The sequence below is a fragment of the Leeia aquatica genome (assembly GCF_012641365.1).
GTDB classification, from domain to species: domain Bacteria; phylum Pseudomonadota; class Gammaproteobacteria; order Burkholderiales; family Leeiaceae; genus Leeia; species Leeia aquatica.
Genome location: NZ_JABAIM010000004.1, coordinates 77,458 through 92,126, shown reverse-complemented (window position 1 = coordinate 92,126; position 14,669 = coordinate 77,458). Strand labels below are relative to the sequence as shown.

At 62.1% G+C, this 14,669-nt stretch carries 13 protein-coding genes; 4 read left to right on the top strand and 9 right to left on the bottom strand.

Features of this window, described 5'->3' with window-relative positions; translation table 11 throughout:
- From HF682_RS15270 to HF682_RS15250, 5 genes are all read right to left on the bottom strand, one after another.
- Positions 1–2,619, bottom strand: a complete 2,619-nt coding sequence (locus tag HF682_RS15270) for a sensor domain-containing phosphodiesterase (protein WP_168878201.1) — start codon at positions 2,617–2,619, stop codon at positions 1–3.
- Between the two features lie 11 nt (positions 2,620–2,630).
- A complete protein-coding gene (gene rsmA, locus HF682_RS15265) occupies positions 2,631–3,392 on the bottom strand; it encodes a 16S rRNA (adenine(1518)-N(6)/adenine(1519)-N(6))-dimethyltransferase RsmA (protein ID WP_168878200.1) in 762 nt (253 codons plus the stop codon).
- A 90-nt stretch (positions 3,393–3,482) separates the two neighbouring features.
- Positions 3,483–4,463, bottom strand: coding sequence for a 4-hydroxythreonine-4-phosphate dehydrogenase PdxA (pdxA, locus tag HF682_RS15260; RefSeq protein WP_308418750.1), 981 nt, complete (start codon positions 4,461–4,463; stop codon positions 3,483–3,485).
- A gap of 5 nt (positions 4,464–4,468) precedes the next feature.
- Positions 4,469–5,770, bottom strand: a complete 1,302-nt coding sequence (locus tag HF682_RS15255) for a peptidylprolyl isomerase (RefSeq protein WP_168878198.1) — start codon at positions 5,768–5,770, stop codon at positions 4,469–4,471.
- A gap of 21 nt (positions 5,771–5,791) precedes the next feature.
- Complete coding sequence (locus HF682_RS15250) at positions 5,792–8,014, bottom strand: LPS-assembly protein LptD (RefSeq protein ID WP_168878197.1); 2,223 nt, start codon at positions 8,012–8,014, stop codon at positions 5,792–5,794.
- 91 nt (positions 8,015–8,105) lie between these two features.
- Between HF682_RS15250 and HF682_RS15245 the strand changes: the two genes are divergently transcribed.
- From HF682_RS15245 to ruvA, 4 genes are read left to right on the top strand one after another with little or no spacing between them, the layout of a single operon-like run.
- The gene (locus HF682_RS15245) at positions 8,106–9,113 is read left to right on the top strand and encodes an aminoglycoside phosphotransferase family protein (RefSeq protein ID WP_168878196.1); all 1,008 of its coding nucleotides are present in this window, start codon (positions 8,106–8,108) and stop codon (positions 9,111–9,113) included.
- 11 nt (positions 9,114–9,124) lie between these two features.
- Positions 9,125–9,802, top strand: coding sequence for an N-acetylmuramate alpha-1-phosphate uridylyltransferase MurU (gene murU, locus HF682_RS15240; RefSeq protein ID WP_168878195.1), 678 nt, complete (start codon positions 9,125–9,127; stop codon positions 9,800–9,802).
- A complete protein-coding gene (ruvC, locus tag HF682_RS15235) occupies positions 9,802–10,317 on the top strand; it encodes a crossover junction endodeoxyribonuclease RuvC (RefSeq protein ID WP_168878194.1) in 516 nt (171 codons plus the stop codon). Before murU ends, ruvC begins: the two co-directional genes overlap by 1 nt.
- A gap of 34 nt (positions 10,318–10,351) precedes the next feature.
- Positions 10,352–10,936, top strand: a complete 585-nt coding sequence (gene ruvA / locus HF682_RS15230; RefSeq protein WP_168878193.1) for a Holliday junction branch migration protein RuvA — start codon at positions 10,352–10,354, stop codon at positions 10,934–10,936.
- 2 nt (positions 10,937–10,938) lie between these two features.
- On the opposite strand, the gene HF682_RS15225 is transcribed toward ruvA, so the two are convergent.
- From HF682_RS15225 to zigA, 4 genes are read right to left on the bottom strand one after another with little or no spacing between them, the layout of a single operon-like run.
- The gene (locus HF682_RS15225) at positions 10,939–11,424 is read right to left on the bottom strand and encodes a DUF3299 domain-containing protein (protein WP_168878192.1); all 486 of its coding nucleotides are present in this window, start codon (positions 11,422–11,424) and stop codon (positions 10,939–10,941) included.
- Between the two features lie 5 nt (positions 11,425–11,429).
- On the bottom strand, positions 11,430–12,731 hold the full coding sequence (locus HF682_RS15220; protein WP_168878191.1) for an ABC transporter permease: 1,302 nt from the start codon (positions 12,729–12,731) through the stop codon (positions 11,430–11,432).
- A complete protein-coding gene (locus HF682_RS15215) occupies positions 12,728–13,378 on the bottom strand; it encodes an ABC transporter ATP-binding protein (RefSeq protein WP_168878190.1) in 651 nt (216 codons plus the stop codon). Before HF682_RS15215 ends, HF682_RS15220 begins: the two co-directional genes overlap by 4 nt.
- On the bottom strand, positions 13,371–14,582 hold the full coding sequence (gene zigA, locus HF682_RS15210; RefSeq protein WP_168878189.1) for a zinc metallochaperone GTPase ZigA: 1,212 nt from the start codon (positions 14,580–14,582) through the stop codon (positions 13,371–13,373). Before zigA ends, HF682_RS15215 begins: the two co-directional genes overlap by 8 nt.
- Between the last annotated feature and the right edge of the window lie 87 nt (positions 14,583–14,669).

Here is a 14,669-nt window from a genome sequence, read left to right as displayed (position 1 = left end):
CTAGACCAGGTCCAGCCGCAAGGGCTGGCTCAACAGCGAATCCACCAGCCCGGCGGGCACAGCTTCGCTGAACCAGTGGCCCTGAATGTGGGCGACGCCCAGTGTCACCAGCTGGCGCAAGGTGGCTTCGTCTTCCACGCCCTCGGCAATGATGCGCAAGCCCAGCGCATGCCCCATCTGCACCACCGCCTGCACGATGCGTCGTCCGCGTTCGGTATGCAGTTTGGCGGTAAAGCTGGGGTCGATCTTCAGTACGTTGACCGGCATCTCGTGCAGTTGTGACAGCGAGGAATAGCCGGTGCCGAAGTCATCCAGCGCGATGATGAAGCCGGAGGATTCCAGCTGGTTGAGGAAATGGGTCTGGCGGGAGACATCGGCCAGGGCCGTGCTCTCGGTGATTTCGATGATCAGGTCAGCGGGCTGCAGCTGATGTTGCGCCACCTTGTCCTGCAGCATGGCGACGAAACCGGCGGTGAACAGCTGGGCACGGGCAACATTGATCGCCACCGGTTGCAGGATGCCCCGCTGGCGCCACTGCACCAGACGTTGCAGCACGGTATCCAGTACCACCTCACCCAGCTCACGAATCAGCCCGGTTTTTTCGGCAAGCGGGATGAACACCGAGGGGCTGACCCAGCCCAGCTGGTCATCGTACCAGCGTGCCAGCGCCTCAAAGCTGGTGATCTGGCCACTGGCTACATCCACCACCGGTTGATAGAACACCTGCAGATCCCGCTTTTGTACGGCATCAGCGAACCAGCCTTGCAACACCACATGATTGCGGTCCAGCGCCTGACGATCCGCAATGTCGCGGTAGAACTGGACGTTGTTGCGCCCGGAAGCCTTGGCGTGGAACAGGGTGTGGTCCGCCAGCGACAGCAGCCCTTGTGCGCTGTCAGCATCGTCAGGAAACACCGCCATGCCGATACTGATGGAGGGTTTGGTTTCCAACCCGTCCACCGTGACACCTTGCCGGGCGACTTCACGCAGGCGCTCACTGATGGCGGCCAGGGTGGACAAGTCGGTCAGTGCGGGCAGCAGCACCACAAATTCATCGCCACCCCAGCGTGCCAGCGTATCTTCTTCTCGCAGCACCGCTTTCAGCCGCTGCGCCAGGGATACCAGCACCTCATCGCCCGCCTTGTGGCCCAGACTATCGTTGATCAGCTTGAAATGATCCAGGTCGATGAAGCCCAGCGCCACCTTGCATTTGTGCCGCTTGGCGTAATGGATGGCCTCGTGCAAGCGGTCATCCAGCAGCAACCGGTTGGGTAATTCGGTCAAGGCATCATACAAGGCCATCTGCATGATGCGTCGTTCATTCTGGTACGCAGTGGTGACGTCGCGCAGCACCCCATGTACCTCCAGGGGTGCACTTGGGTGTGGGCGCTGCGCCAGCAGGCGAGCTTCAACCCACAGCAAGGGTTCGCTAGGATGCAGCAGGCGGAAGCGCAGCTCCGTCTGCTTGCGTTCACCATGGCTGAGCTGATTCAGCGCACGGGCCAGCTCGGCATGGTCCTGCGGGTGTACCCAACGGCTTAACGGGTAACCATAGTCGTCACCGATCCACTCCTCGGGGGTGCCACGCAGGCGCGCCCAAGCGGTACTGGCATGGCGCAGAATGCCGGAGGCGGTGAGTTCCAGCACGGCTTCATCCAGCAGGTCCAGCGTTTGCAGCATGGTTTGCCAGCGCTGCTCTTCCTGTACCAGCGGCGTGACATCGCGGATCAGGGCCACCAGATTGTGCTGCAGCCCCCCCGCATCCGGCACCGCCTGCAGGCGTACATTGTAGTGGCTGGGCGGGTAGCTGCCGTTGTCAATGCAGCGTAGCACCCGGCTGCCTTTGTGGCGCAGCAGATGGGGCAGCAGGTCGCGTAGCGGATTGGCGATGCCGGCGGGGAGCACGGCCTCCAGCATCAGACGGCGGTAATCCAGCTTCTGGTATTGCGGGTGATCGGACCACAGATTGAGTACTCGGCCCTGCAGATCACACTCCACCACAATGTCTTCGGTGGCGCCCACCAGCGCTTGCAGACGCTGCTGGTTGACGGCCAAATCCTGCGCCGTATGGTCACGGTCCAGCGCCAGCGCCAGATCATTGACCACGGCACACAGGATGTTGATCTCGATCTTGTGCCACGGCAGCTGGGTAGGCCGCACCAGGGCGACAAAACCATACAGCTCGCCACGCGGCAGCAGCGGGATCAGCATCAGCTGGCTATCGCCCAGAATCTGATAGGCCGAAGCCAGCTGTGGCAGCGTGCTCAGCGGTGTACGCGCCACCATGCCGGCATGCAGCGGGTCGGCCAGATCGGGGAAGCTGTCATAGCGAAGATGCCGTAACACCTGCAGCTCGTTATAACGTGGCAGCAGGGATTCCGTGACCCAGGCCGCCTTGGCCGCGACCAGCTCGGCCTCTTCGCTAGGGCTGCAGTGCTGGTAGAGCACACAGACCGAAGCATTGCAGCGCTGGCCGATCTCGGCCAATACTTCTTGCAGCCCCTCGGCGGAGGCATCCGCCAGCAGCAGGCTGGCGACCGCATCCAGCAATTCCAGATAGACCTGATACAGGCTCAGGGCGCTGTCGGGGTCGGTCTGGATCGCGTGGGGCGTGGTCATGGTGGCAGGCGCTAGGTGGCGGCTTGGGCCAGCCGGCAGAAGGTGGCCACGCTCAGGGTTTCGGCACGGGCGCCCGGATCGACGCCCAAGTCGCGTAGCGTGGCTTCATCAAACCACTGCGACAGGGTGTTGCGGACGGTCTTGCGGCGTTGCGCGAAGGCGGCGGTGACCAGTGGACCGAGGCGCGCTTCGCTGGCGGCATCCAGCCCGGTGTCTGTTTTGGGAATCAGGCGCACCACAGCAGAATCGACCTTGGGTGGCGGGTCGAACGATTCTGGTGGCACATCCAGCAGCCACTCCAGATGAAACTGGTACTGCAGCATGACAGACAGCCGCCCGTAATCACTGCTGCCGGGCTCGGCCACCATACGGTCCACCACTTCCTTTTGCAGCATGAAATGCATGTCACGAATGGCGTGACGATACTGAGCCAGATGGAACAGCAGCGGCGAGGAAATGTTGTAGGGCAGGTTGCCGACCACCCGCAGGTCGCTACCGATGCTGGAAAAGTCAAAGCGCAGCGCGTCGGTGGCGTGAATGGTCAGCTGGTCCGGTGAATACTGTTTTTGCAGGCGGGCGACGATGTCACGGTCAATCTCCACCACATCCAGGTGATGCAGACGGGCCAGCAAAGGCTGCGTCAAGGCTGCCAGACCCGGCCCGATTTCCACCACCCGCTCGCCAGGGCGGGGGTAAATGTCACGCACAATGGCGTCGATGATGCTGTGGTCGACCAGAAAGTGCTGGCCAAATCGTTTGCGCGGGGTGTGCATGGTTTCCCTGAAGCTGCGGGTCGTGTGACGACCTCATGTCATTGCGTTTTCAATTATGCGAAACTTCACCCGATCGGGCAAACCGATACATCAATCAGCGGGTGAATACCTGTGGCGTGCCAGCTGGTCGGCCTCCAGCAGGGCGGCCCACAGGCTCTCTGCCCGGGCGTGCCCGGTCCCGGCCAGATCCAGTGCGGTGCCATGGTCAACCGAGGTGCGGATCATTGGCAAACCGAGGGTAATGTTGATGCCCTCACCAAAGCTGGCGTATTTCAGCACTGGCAGGCCTTGGTCGTGGTACATCGCCAGTACGGCGTCCGCGTTTGCCAGATACTTGAGCTGAAACAGGGTATCGGCAGGCAACGGGCCTTGCAATTGCATGCCTTGGGCGCGCAAGGTGTGCAGCACCGGCTCGATCACCTCGATCTCCTCGCGGCCCATATGGCCCCCTTCGCCAGCATGCGGGTTCAATCCCGCCACCAGAATGCGGGGCTGCGGCAGGCCAAACTGTTGCTGCAAGGCGTGGTGCAGGATGGTCAGGGTTTCCTGCAAGACCTCGGCTGTCAGCGCCGTGCTGACCGCAGCGAGCGGCAGATGGGTGGTGGCCAGCGCCACCCGCATGCCGCCACCTGCCAGCATCATCACCACCCGGGGCGTGGCCGTGCGCTGGGCCAGATACTCGGTGTGACCGGTAAAGGCGATTCCGGCATCATTGATGATGCCTTTGTGCACGGGTGCGGTGACCAGTGCGGCGAAGCGGTCTTGCATGCAGCCGTCTATGCCGGCATCCAGCAGCTGCAGGACATAACGGGCATTGCGAGCATCCAGCAGCCCGGCATCAACCGTGGTGGCCGTGGCGATTGGCAGCAGCGACCAAGGCACGTCAAAGGCCGGATCGTAATCCGGCAGCGTCACGGTGAGCCCCAGCTGCCGGGCACGCTGCGTCAGCAGGTGCCGGTCACCGGCAATCACCACGGGCCGTGGCGGCGTCCTGTCCAGTAGCTGCAGGCAGAGGTCGGGACCAATGCCTGCTGGCTCGCCGCTGCTGATCAGGAGGGGGCGCTGCTGCACCGGGATTACTCGTCCTGCAGCTTGACTTCGACAAAGGCGCTGTCGCGTTGCTGGCGCACCCATTCCTCATACTGCTCATCCGCCTTGCGTTCTTTCAGGGCCTGGCGAGCTTCCAGCCGGGCACGGTCGCCCGAGACATCCTGCTTGCGGCGCTCCAGCACCTGGATCAGGTGCCAGCCGAACTGACTGCGTACCGGACCACTGACCTGGTTCAGGCTCAGCGTGTTCATGGCCTTTTCAAATTCCGGCACGGTATCGCCCGGGTTCAGCCAGCCGAGGTCACCGCCCTTGCTGGCGCTGCTGTCCTCTGAGTGCAGGCGGGCCAGTTCTTCAAACTTGCCACCGTTGTCCAGCCGCTCCTTGATGGCGACGAGGCGGGCCTTGGCATCGCCTTCCGACACCGCTTCATTGGTCTTGATCAGGATGTGGCGGGCATGTACCTGTTCCACCACCAGCGCATCATTGCTCTGGCGTTTGTCCAGCAACTGGATGATGTGAAAGCCGTTGGCGGTTTTCACCAGCGTGGACAACTGACCCTTGTCCAGTTTGCTGGCCACTTCCACATAGATGTCCGGCAGGCGATTGCCCGGGCGCCAGCCCAGCTGCCCACCCTGCATGGCATTGCCGGCATTGGAGTAAGCGGCGGCGACTTCGGCAAACGGCTTGCCCGCTTTCAGTTCAGCCAGCGCGGCCTGGGCGCGTTGTTCGCGCTCGCGCACCACTTCCGGGCTGGCCTGCTCGGGGACGGTCACCACAATGTTCTGCAGCAGGAACTCGCTACCATGGCCTTGTTCAGCGGCTTGCTGCTTGAGGAAACTGTCGACCTCGGCATCGCTGATGAAGATGCGGTCTTCCACTTCACGCTCTTTGACCCGGTTCATCAGGATTTCACGGCGGATGTCGTCACGGAAACGATCAAACGGAATGCCATCCTTGGCCAGTGCTTCCTTCAGCTGCGGCAGGGTCAGCTGGTTTTGCTCGGCGATACGGTTCAGGGCCGCGTCCAGCTGAGCATCATCGACCCGGATGCCGTTATCGCTGGCAAACTGCAGCTGCACTTCGTCATTGATCATCCGGTCCAGCAACTGGGCGCGCAAGACGTCCTCAGCGGGTGGGGTGACATTCTGACGCTTCAGGTTGGCCTGGGTCAGCCGCAGGCGCTCGTCCAGCTCGCGGGCGGTGATGACATTCTTGTTGATGACGGCAACGATGCGGTCGACTGTAATCACCTTGGCGGCAAAGGCCGGTTGCGACAACATCAGGGCGGCGCACAGGCCGGTCAGGGAGAGTCGGGAGATCAGAGCCATGGTTGGTTCTCGTTCATAGGCTTAGGGTTTGACTTCAGTCGGGTTGGCGCTTTCCAGCCGTTCTGGTTCGGCATAGCCTTTGACCCCACGCTTGAGGGTGTCGCTCGGGTTACTGCCGAAGCTGGCCACATCAGACATCTGCAACAACAGGAAAACATTGGTGGACTTGTTGCCGCCGGAAGTGACGTAACGTTGCGCCACCATGCGCAATTGCCAGCAGCCTGCGTTGTATTCCACACCGGCCAGTACTTCCAGTGGTTTTTTGTCCTTGATCGAGTAGTTCCAGCGGGCAACGCCGTACCACCCCGGAGCAATCGGCCACTGGCCGGAGATGTCGAATTGCTTGAGTCTATCCTTGTCCGCTGCAGGTGTGCGGTCCATGCGGTAGCCAAAGTTCAGCACTTTGCCGGGGGCTGGGCTGTATTGCAGGTCCAGCGACGCTTTCTGCGAACGTGGGCTGCTGGTGTTGAACTGCCAGCTGCTGCTCAAATGCCAGTTCTTCCCCAACTGGCCTTCCAGGCTGGCCAGAATGTCCGAGCTCCGCTCATTGCGTGGCGTGGTACTGCCATCCAGTGCCACCCGCTGGGTTTTGCGCAGGTAATAGCGTTGACCAATACTGCCCCGCAAACGTTCCACCCCGGTATCATCGTCAATCAACCGGCTGGTGACCGCGGCCGTGATCTGATTGGCTTCATTGATACGATCACTGCCGGTATAGCGGTTCTCGCTGAACAGTTGGGAGAAGCTGAAGTCGGCCAGGCCGCTGTCGAAGTTCGGCAGCTTGCTTTGGTCGCGGTAGGGGATATTGACGTAGTAAAGACGCGGCTCCAGCGTCTGTGTGTAGTTTTGTCCGCCCAGGGTGGTTTCGCGGTCGAAGAACAGGCCGCTATCCACACTGAGAATGGGCAAGGTGCGGGTCGAGCTGGTCAAGCCCGTACGGTTGTTGCCCGCATTGATGTTGTAGTGGGTGACGTGCACGCCGACTTTCGGCTTGAAGTAGGCAGACTGGCTGCTGAGCAACCAGCTGACGCTGGGGTAAGTCACCAGCCGGGTCCCGTCTACCTTGGTCGGGTGGCGGAAGGCGGTGAATTCACTCTGCAGGTCAAGATCGAGGTTGCCACCGCCCAGATTGGGTTTCAGCCAGTTCAATGTCAGCTGCGGCAGCTTGGCGTATGGCGTATCTACCAGGCTGTTGGGGTTAGGCTGCAGGGTCTGGTATTTGAGGAAACGGGCCGAGAAAGACAGGCCGTTTTCACTGCGCGAGATCCAGGCTTCGCGTGGCAGGTTGACGGTGGAGCTGACCGCCAGTTTGTCGCCCAGATCCTCAAAGTAAGTGTCATCCGACACCCGCTCAATGCGTACACCGCTGTTCCAGGCACCAAAGCGTTGCTGGTGCAGCCATTTCAGGCCGGAGCGGTTACGGTCACTCTTGCGGTCCGACAGCCATTCGGCTGTTACCTCGCCGGCATAGCTAGGCTCCAGATAGCGGAACTCGCCCTTCAATTGCAAGCCACGTTTCACCATCAGGCGTGGTGTGAAGGTGGCGTCGCGGTTGGGGGCAATGTTCCAGTAGTAGGGCGTGGACAGCTCGGCGCCGCCTTTGTTGCTGGAACCGATAGATGGGGTCAGCCAGCCACTCTTGCGCTCGCCATTGAGTGAAAAATCAATCCAGGGTAAATAAGCCAGCGGCACCCCTTGGAACACCAGCCGGGCAGATTCGGCTTCGCCCAGGTTGCGGGTATAGTCCAGCGACAGGTCGCTGGCGATCAGATACCAACCGGCCTCCGGGTTGACGCAGGAGGTATAAGTGGCATTCTTCAGGCGGTAACGGTCACGCCCGGCAAACTCCAGCACATCCGCCCTGCCCCGGGCACTGCCGTTGGCCAGGGTGTACTCGGTCTGGGTGATGTTGCCGATGCGGCTATTCAGGTTGAGCTTGAGTTCGTCGCCTCGTACATCGTCGCCATGCTGCAGCAAGCGGATGTGGCCTTTGGCGTACAGGTCCTCGGTCACTTGCTGGTAGCGCAGCCAGTCTGCCACGATGGTCTGGCCGGGGCGCTTCATCTCGACCTGGCCATCCGCTTCCAGCGTTTGCCCATAGACGCCATTGACCTGGCCTGCCTGGATGGTCGTCGGCCCCTCATCCTGACTGGAGGCGGGTTGTGGCGTCACGGAACCTGCAGCCCACAGTGGGCTGGCATACAGCGTCAACAAGGCACAGGCGATGGGTGTGAGGCGTAGCATGAAAACCGCAGGGCGACCTGATGTAGAATCGCAGCACTTTAACATGATTAGGGGGTCGACAACATGTCAGCCCCTGAAGACGGGATGGATCTTGTCCAATACGATACGCGAACAGGCTTTGAAAAGCTGGCTGCAGCATTGTTTGCCAGGCACCTCATTTGACTGGGCACCTGCCTCCAGTGATGCCAGCTTCCGCCGCTACTTCCGGCTGACGTTGAGCGATGGCCGCCATTATGTCGCCATGGACGCGCCGCCTGAGCTGGAAGACAGCCGTCCCTTCGTGCAGGTGGCAGACTTGCTGCAGCAGGCGGGGGTACGGGTACCGCTACGCCATCAGGTAGACCTTGAGCAGGGCTTCATGCTGCTGGAGGATTTTGGCAGTACCCATTATCAGGATGTCTTGACGCCGGAGCAGGCCCCAGCCTTGTACCGCATGGCGATGGACAGCCTGGTCCGCATGCAGCAGCAGGTAGACCCTGTCAGCTTGCCGCCGTTTGATGCCGCCATGATGCTGCGCGAGATGGCCATTTTTGACGAGTGGTATCTGGGCCAGCATCTGCGGGCGACGCTGGATGCACGCTGGCAGGAACGGCTGCAGGTGTGCAAGCAGGCGCTGGTGGACAACCTCACCGCGCAGACACAATGCTTCATGCACCGGGATTATCATTGCCGCAACCTGATGCTGCTGGCCGATGGTAGCTTGGGCATCATCGACTTTCAGGGCGCCATGCGGGGGCCGGTCGCTTACGATCTCGCCTCCTTGCTGAAAGATGCGTACATCGACTGGCCGGAAGAGGCGGTGCTGGACTGGGTGGTGCGTTACTGGAGTGCCGCCCGCAAGGCCGGGGTAGCGGTGCCGGACGATATCGACACCTTCTATCGGGATGTCGAGTGGGCCGGGGTGCAGCGTCACCTCAAGGTGGTGGGCCTGTTTGCTCGCCTGCACCATCGTGATGGCAAGTCGGCTTACCTGAATGACCTGCCGCGGGTACTGGATTACCTGGGGCGTGCCTGCCGCCGCTATGCCGCGCTGACGCCGCTCGCTCGCCTGCTCGATGAGCTGCAGGGCAAACAGGAACAAGTGGGGTACACCTTTTGATCACCCGCGCCATGATCCTGGCTGCTGGGCGCGGCGAACGCATGCGTCCCCTGACCGACCATACCCCGAAACCGCTGCTGCAGGTTGGACGCGAGCCGCTGATCGGCTGGCACCTGCGTCATCTGGCGGCAGCGGGCATTCGCGAGGTGGTCATCAATCTGGCGCATCTGGGCGCACAGATTGAAGCGGCGCTGGGCGAGGGGGCGGTGTATGGGGTACGTATCCGTTATTCGCACGAGGGGACCGCGCTGGAAACCGCGGGCGGCATTGCCACCGCCCTGCCCTTGCTGGGTGAGCAGCCCTTCCTGCTGCTCAATGGTGATGTGCTGACCGATATCCATTTACCCGCCTTGCTGCAACGGGCGCAGGCCCAGCTGGCGCAGCGGCTGGCCTGGCTGGTGATGGTGCCGAATCCGCCGCATCACCCCAGCGGCGATTTCTCGCTGGTGGACGGCCTGCTGGGGCGGGCTGAGGTGAACCGCCACACCTATGCCGGGATCGGCGTGTATCACCCGGCGATGTTCCGTGACACGCCCCCTCATCAAGTGGCCAAACTGGCGCCGCTGCTGCATGCGGCGGCGGATGCGGGTCAGTTGGGCGGTGAGGTGCATACCGGGCAGTGGCTGGATGTCGGCACGCCGGAGCGGCTGGAAGCCGCGCGTGATTGGGTCGCCCAGGTGGGCTGGTAATGCGTATCCTCGGTATCGACCCTGGCCTGCGGGTAACCGGCTTTGGCGTGCTGGACCAGCAGGGGCAACAGCTGAGCTACGTGACCAGTGGCTGCATCAAGAGTGGCGAGGGGCTGCTGCCCGCACGGTTGAAGGTACTGTTCGACAGCATTGTGCAGATTGTGCAGCAGGTGCGCCCGGACGTGGCGGTGGTGGAAAAGGTTTTCGTCAACGTTAACCCGCAGTCCACCCTGCTGCTGGGGCAGGCGCGCGGCGCCGCCATCAGCGCGCTGGTGTCGCAGAACATCACGGTGGCCGAATATACTGCGCTGCAGGTCAAGCAGTCGGTGGTGGGCAATGGCCACGCCGCCAAGGAGCAGGTACAGGAGATGGTGAAGCGTCTGCTGAGCCTGCCCGCCAGTCCACAAGCCGATGCGGCGGATGCGCTGGCCGCTGCCATCTGCCATGCCCACGCCGGGCATCTGGGCCGCCTCTCCACCCAAGGCTTCCGCGTGCGCGGTGGTCGGCTGGTATGAACCCCGTATTTACTGCTGAAAGGAAGTCACCGTCATGATTGGTCTGCTACAAGGCACCGTGCTGGAAAAGACCCCGCCTGCCGTCCTGCTGCTGGCAGGGCAAGTGGGTTATGAACTGGATGTGCCGATGAGCACCTTCTACGACCTGCCGCCGACCGGTGGCGAAGTTCGCCTGTTTACCCATCTGGTGGTGCGTGAGGATGCGCAGCAGCTGTATGGTTTTCTGACGCGGGCAGAACGCGATGCCTTTCGTCAGTTGGTCAAGGTCAGCGGTGTAGGCCCCAAGCTGGCGCTGGCGGTGTTGTCGGGTTTGTCGGTGAACGAGCTGACGCTGGTGATTGCCAATGGAGACGCGGCACGGCTGGCCAAGACGCCAGGCATTGGCAAGAAGACGGCCGAACGTCTGCTGCTGGAGCTGGGCGGCAAGTTCAACCCGGGCGGTGTCGCGGTGGGCGGCCTGTTTGCCCCGCCCGCCTCGACCGGTGATGATGTGCTGCAAGCGTTGCTGGCACTGGGTTATAGCGAGAAGGAGGCCGCACTGGCGGTCAAAGCCTTGCCAACGGATTGCAAGGTGGAGGATGGTATCCGTCTGGCACTGAAGCAGCTGGCCAAGGGCTAGGTTCAGCGCGTCGCTTTGCCATCCACCAGCTTGTACAGCAGGCCGTTTTCATTCTTGTGCAACAGCACCAGCTTGCCTTCTACCACCACGGGATCCTGGCTGAAGCGGATCGCACTGGGGCTGACCACCTCCATCAACCCTTCCGGCCCGGCGGGCAGGCAGTATGGGCAGCTGGGGGAGACGGAAGACAGAATGAAGTGTTTTTGCTGCTCGGTCATGTCCAGCGGCAGCATGAAGCCCTGCACCTTGACCACCTTGCCCTCCAGCGCCAGGATCACCGGGTCAAAACGAGGCACCATCACCCGGTTTTGCTGTACCACCTGTATACGCTTCAGGATGGACCACGACACCACATCACTGCGCGCTGGCAAGGTGGGGCCGGGGTCCACGGCCGACTGGGCAGGCGGGGACGCGGGGGCCGGTTTGCTGGCGGGGGCGGCTTGTGCTGCCAGACCCAGCATCAGTAGCGTCAAGACCAGGATGCGCATACGGTTTATCCTTGTGTCAGGGTCAGCGCCACCGACGTACGGCTGGCGCGCCACGCCGGGAGCAGGGCTGTCACTATGCCCGCAGCAGGCGCCAATGCCAGCAAGTATAGCTCGGCGGGATGAAACGCTGACAGGGGCAGCGGCACATGGCGCGTACTTGCCAGCCACAGCGACAGCCCCCACAGCAAACCGTGCGCCAGCAGCAGGCCCAGCAGTGTCCCCAAGGTCGACAGCAAAGCCCCTTCCAGCACCATGCTGCCAAACAGTTTGCTGCGGCTGGCACCCAGCATGCGCATCAGCGCCCATTGGCCACGGCGTTGCTCCAGGGCTTGATACAAGGTCGCAAACAGGCTCAGCAGGGCGGCCACCACCAGCAAGCCGGCAATGGCCTGCACCGCTTGCAACAGCTGCGCGGTCAGTTGCTGCAGGCGTGCAGCCTCCATGACCGGGGAGGCCGCTTGTAGCGCAGACTGCCGGTTGATCTCCCGCGGCAGGGTGGCGACCGCCAGCGGGCTGCGGAATTGCAGCAGCAGTGCGGTCAATTCTCGCTCGGAAGCGGGCGAAGCTGCCGGGGTATGGGTCTCCTGATGGTGTTCATCAGCATGGCTGGCTTCGGCCTCCTGGGCATGGGAAGCCTCCGCCTCATGCTCGTGCTCCCCGTCCGCCTCATGTTCGCGCTCTTCTTCCGCCTCGTGAGCGTGCACTTGCCAGACGCTGGCAACAGGCGTCAGGATCAGTCGATCCAGCACGCTGCCATTGGCTTGCAGGATGCCGACGACCCGATACGGTGAATGGCTGTGCAGTTCACCACCGGCTTCCAGCCCGTGGCTACCCACCAGGGTATCGCCCAGCTGGATATGCTTGACACGGGCCACTTCGGCCCCTACCACCACCTCCATGGGCTGCTGCCAGTGTCGTCCGGCGGCCAGCTGGCCTTGATACAGAGCGAGATAGCCGGGGTCGGTGCCGACAATGCGGAAGCCGCCCAGATTGTCCCCCAGTGCCAGCGGAATGGCGCGTGCCACCATGGGATGATGCATCCAGCGCTGAGCATCCTGCTGGCTGATATTGCCGGTCGGAATATCCAGATGGTAAACACTGGAGAGTACCAGTTGCAGCGGGCTGCCCTTGGCCCCCACCACCAGATCAATGCCTTTGGCTTCTTGCTGCAGCCGCGCCCCTAGCTGCTGGCTGGCCAGCCAGAGCACGACCAGGGTGGCGATACCGCTGGCCAGCAAGAACAGGCTCAACAAGGTGGGCAAGGGGCGGTGCCACAGATTGCGCCAGCTCAGATGTAGCAGCTTCATGCTTGCCCCCGGATGGGTTCTGTCAGTGTCAGGTGGCGCGTGAAGCGGGCTTTAAGGCGGGCATCGTGTGTGGCAATCAGCAAGCTGCAGCCTTGCTGCTGGCCATGCTCAGCCAGCAGGTTGGCCACCTGCGCTGCGCGTGTGTCGTCCAGGCTGGCGGTAGGCTCATCCGCCAGCAGTACAGCGGGTTGGTTGATCAGCGCCCGTGCCAGCGCCACGCGTTGCAGCTGGCCTTGGCTCAGCTGGGCTGGCAGGCGCGGTGCCACTTCGGGCAAGTCCAGCTGTTCCAGCAGGTGCAGGGCGCGTGAAGGTTGCGTACGCTGACCGGCAAAGTATTGTGCAAACAGCAGATTATCCAGCACGCTGAGGCTATCCAGCATGCTCACCCGCTGGGGCAGCACGCCAATGCGTTGACCCCGGAAGGTATCCAGCGCTGAACCGGACAAGGTGTTGAGCAGGGTGTCTGCCACACGGATGTCACCCCCGCTCGGGGTCAGCATGCCGGCCAGCAAATGCAGCAAGGTGGTTTTACCGCTGCCGCTGGGGCCCAGCAGCAAGGCTTGTTCACCGCGGGCCAGAGCGAAGTCGGGCCACTGCAGCACAGGCCGGCCTGGATAAGCGTAACGCAGTTGTCGAATCTCAAGCATGACTTTCCTCAGGGGTGAGATCCTGCTCCCAGACCGGGAACGGGTCAGGCAAGCTGCGCCATGCCGCTGGTCCGGCCTGCCATTCCGGCTCGGTCAGCAGGCAGTCGTCCAGTGCCGTGCGGATGGCTGCTTCGTCCATGTCCATGCCGATAAAGACCAGCTCCTGCCGCCGGTCGCCGGTTTCCGCTTCCATGCGGGCTGCAATGTGGGCACGTGCAGAATCATCCTGTGGCCAGTGGTCTTCAGGCACATCAGCCCACCAGTAGCCAGCGGGTCCATGGCGGCATGCCCCGCCAGCTTGTGACCAGCTACCAGCCAGGTGCGGACGGCTGGCCAGCCAGAAGAAGCCTTTGGAGCGCAGTACACCCGCCCATTCGCCATGCAGCAGGTTCCAGAAGCGTTGTGGATGCAGCGGCCGCCGTGCCTGCCATACAAAGCTGCCGATCGCGTAACGCTCGGTTTCCGGGTGCAGCTCGCCGCGCAAGGTGGCCATCCACCCTGGTGCTTCAGCAGCGGCGTCAAAATCAAAGCGGCCGGTATTGAGGATGGTATCCAGCGGGATGCGCCCAAAGCGGGAGGTGATCAGCTGCGCGCGCGGGTTGAGGCGCTGCAGGATGTGGTGCAGGCGCGCCAGTTCGTCCTCGCTGATCAGGTCCGTCTTGTTGAGTACCAGGACATCGCAGAATTCGATCTGCTCAATCAGCAGTTCGACCAGCGCCCGATCATCGTCCTCGGGGGTATCCAGACGCTCCCGCAACAGCGCATCGTCGGCATAGTCACGCAGGAAATTGAAGCCATCCACCACGGTGACCAGGGTATCCAGCCGGGCAAACTGCGACAGGCTGCAACCATCTTCATCGGTAAAGGTGAAGGTCTCAGCAATCGGCAAGGGTTCTGCAATGCCGGTTGACTCTATCACCAGATAATCGAAGCGACCGGTTTCGGCCAGCTTGCGGACTTCAATCAGCAGGTCCTCACGCAGGGTGCAGCAGATGCAGCCATTGCTGAGCTCGACCATGCGGGCATCGGTGCGGGTCACCATGTCCGGGTGCTGGGCCACCAGCGCGGCGTCGATATTGACCTGCGACATGTCGTTGACGATAACGGCGACGCGCATCCCCTGGGTGTTGGAGAGGATGTGGTTGAGCAGGGTGGTTTTGCCGGCCCCCAGAAAACCGGACAGCACGGTAACAGGAATGGGCATGGTCTATCCTTATGCAACTTTGTTGCATTAAATCATGCGAGTCCTTTCAAATGCAACCGGATTGCATTAAAGCGCATGATTTCCGGA

Excerpts from the sequence above, each read along its gene's own strand:
- HF682_RS15255 (WP_168878198.1), bottom strand. The coding sequence starts at position 5,770 with ATGGCTCTGATCTCCCGACTCTCCCTGACCGGCCTGTGCGCCGCCCTG.
- HF682_RS15250 (WP_168878197.1), bottom strand. The coding sequence starts at position 8,014 with ATGCTACGCCTCACACCCATCGCCTGTGCCTTGTTGACGCTGTATGCC.
- zigA (WP_168878189.1), bottom strand. The coding sequence starts at position 14,582 with ATGCCCATTCCTGTTACCGTGCTGTCCGGTTTTCTGGGGGCCGGCAAA.
- ruvC (WP_168878194.1), top strand. The coding sequence starts at position 9,802 with ATGCGTATCCTCGGTATCGACCCTGGCCTGCGGGTAACCGGCTTTGGC.
- HF682_RS15215 (WP_168878190.1), bottom strand. The coding sequence starts at position 13,378 with ATGCTTGAGATTCGACAACTGCGTTACGCTTATCCAGGCCGGCCTGTG.
- ruvA (WP_168878193.1), top strand. The coding sequence starts at position 10,352 with ATGATTGGTCTGCTACAAGGCACCGTGCTGGAAAAGACCCCGCCTGCC.
- HF682_RS15225 (WP_168878192.1), bottom strand. The coding sequence starts at position 11,424 with ATGCGCATCCTGGTCTTGACGCTACTGATGCTGGGTCTGGCAGCACAA.
- HF682_RS15270 (WP_168878201.1), bottom strand. The coding sequence starts at position 2,619 with ATGACCACGCCCCACGCGATCCAGACCGACCCCGACAGCGCCCTGAGC.
- rsmA (WP_168878200.1), bottom strand. The coding sequence starts at position 3,392 with ATGCACACCCCGCGCAAACGATTTGGCCAGCACTTTCTGGTCGACCAC.
- HF682_RS15220 (WP_168878191.1), bottom strand. The coding sequence starts at position 12,731 with ATGAAGCTGCTACATCTGAGCTGGCGCAATCTGTGGCACCGCCCCTTG.
- murU (WP_168878195.1), top strand. The coding sequence starts at position 9,125 with ATGATCCTGGCTGCTGGGCGCGGCGAACGCATGCGTCCCCTGACCGAC.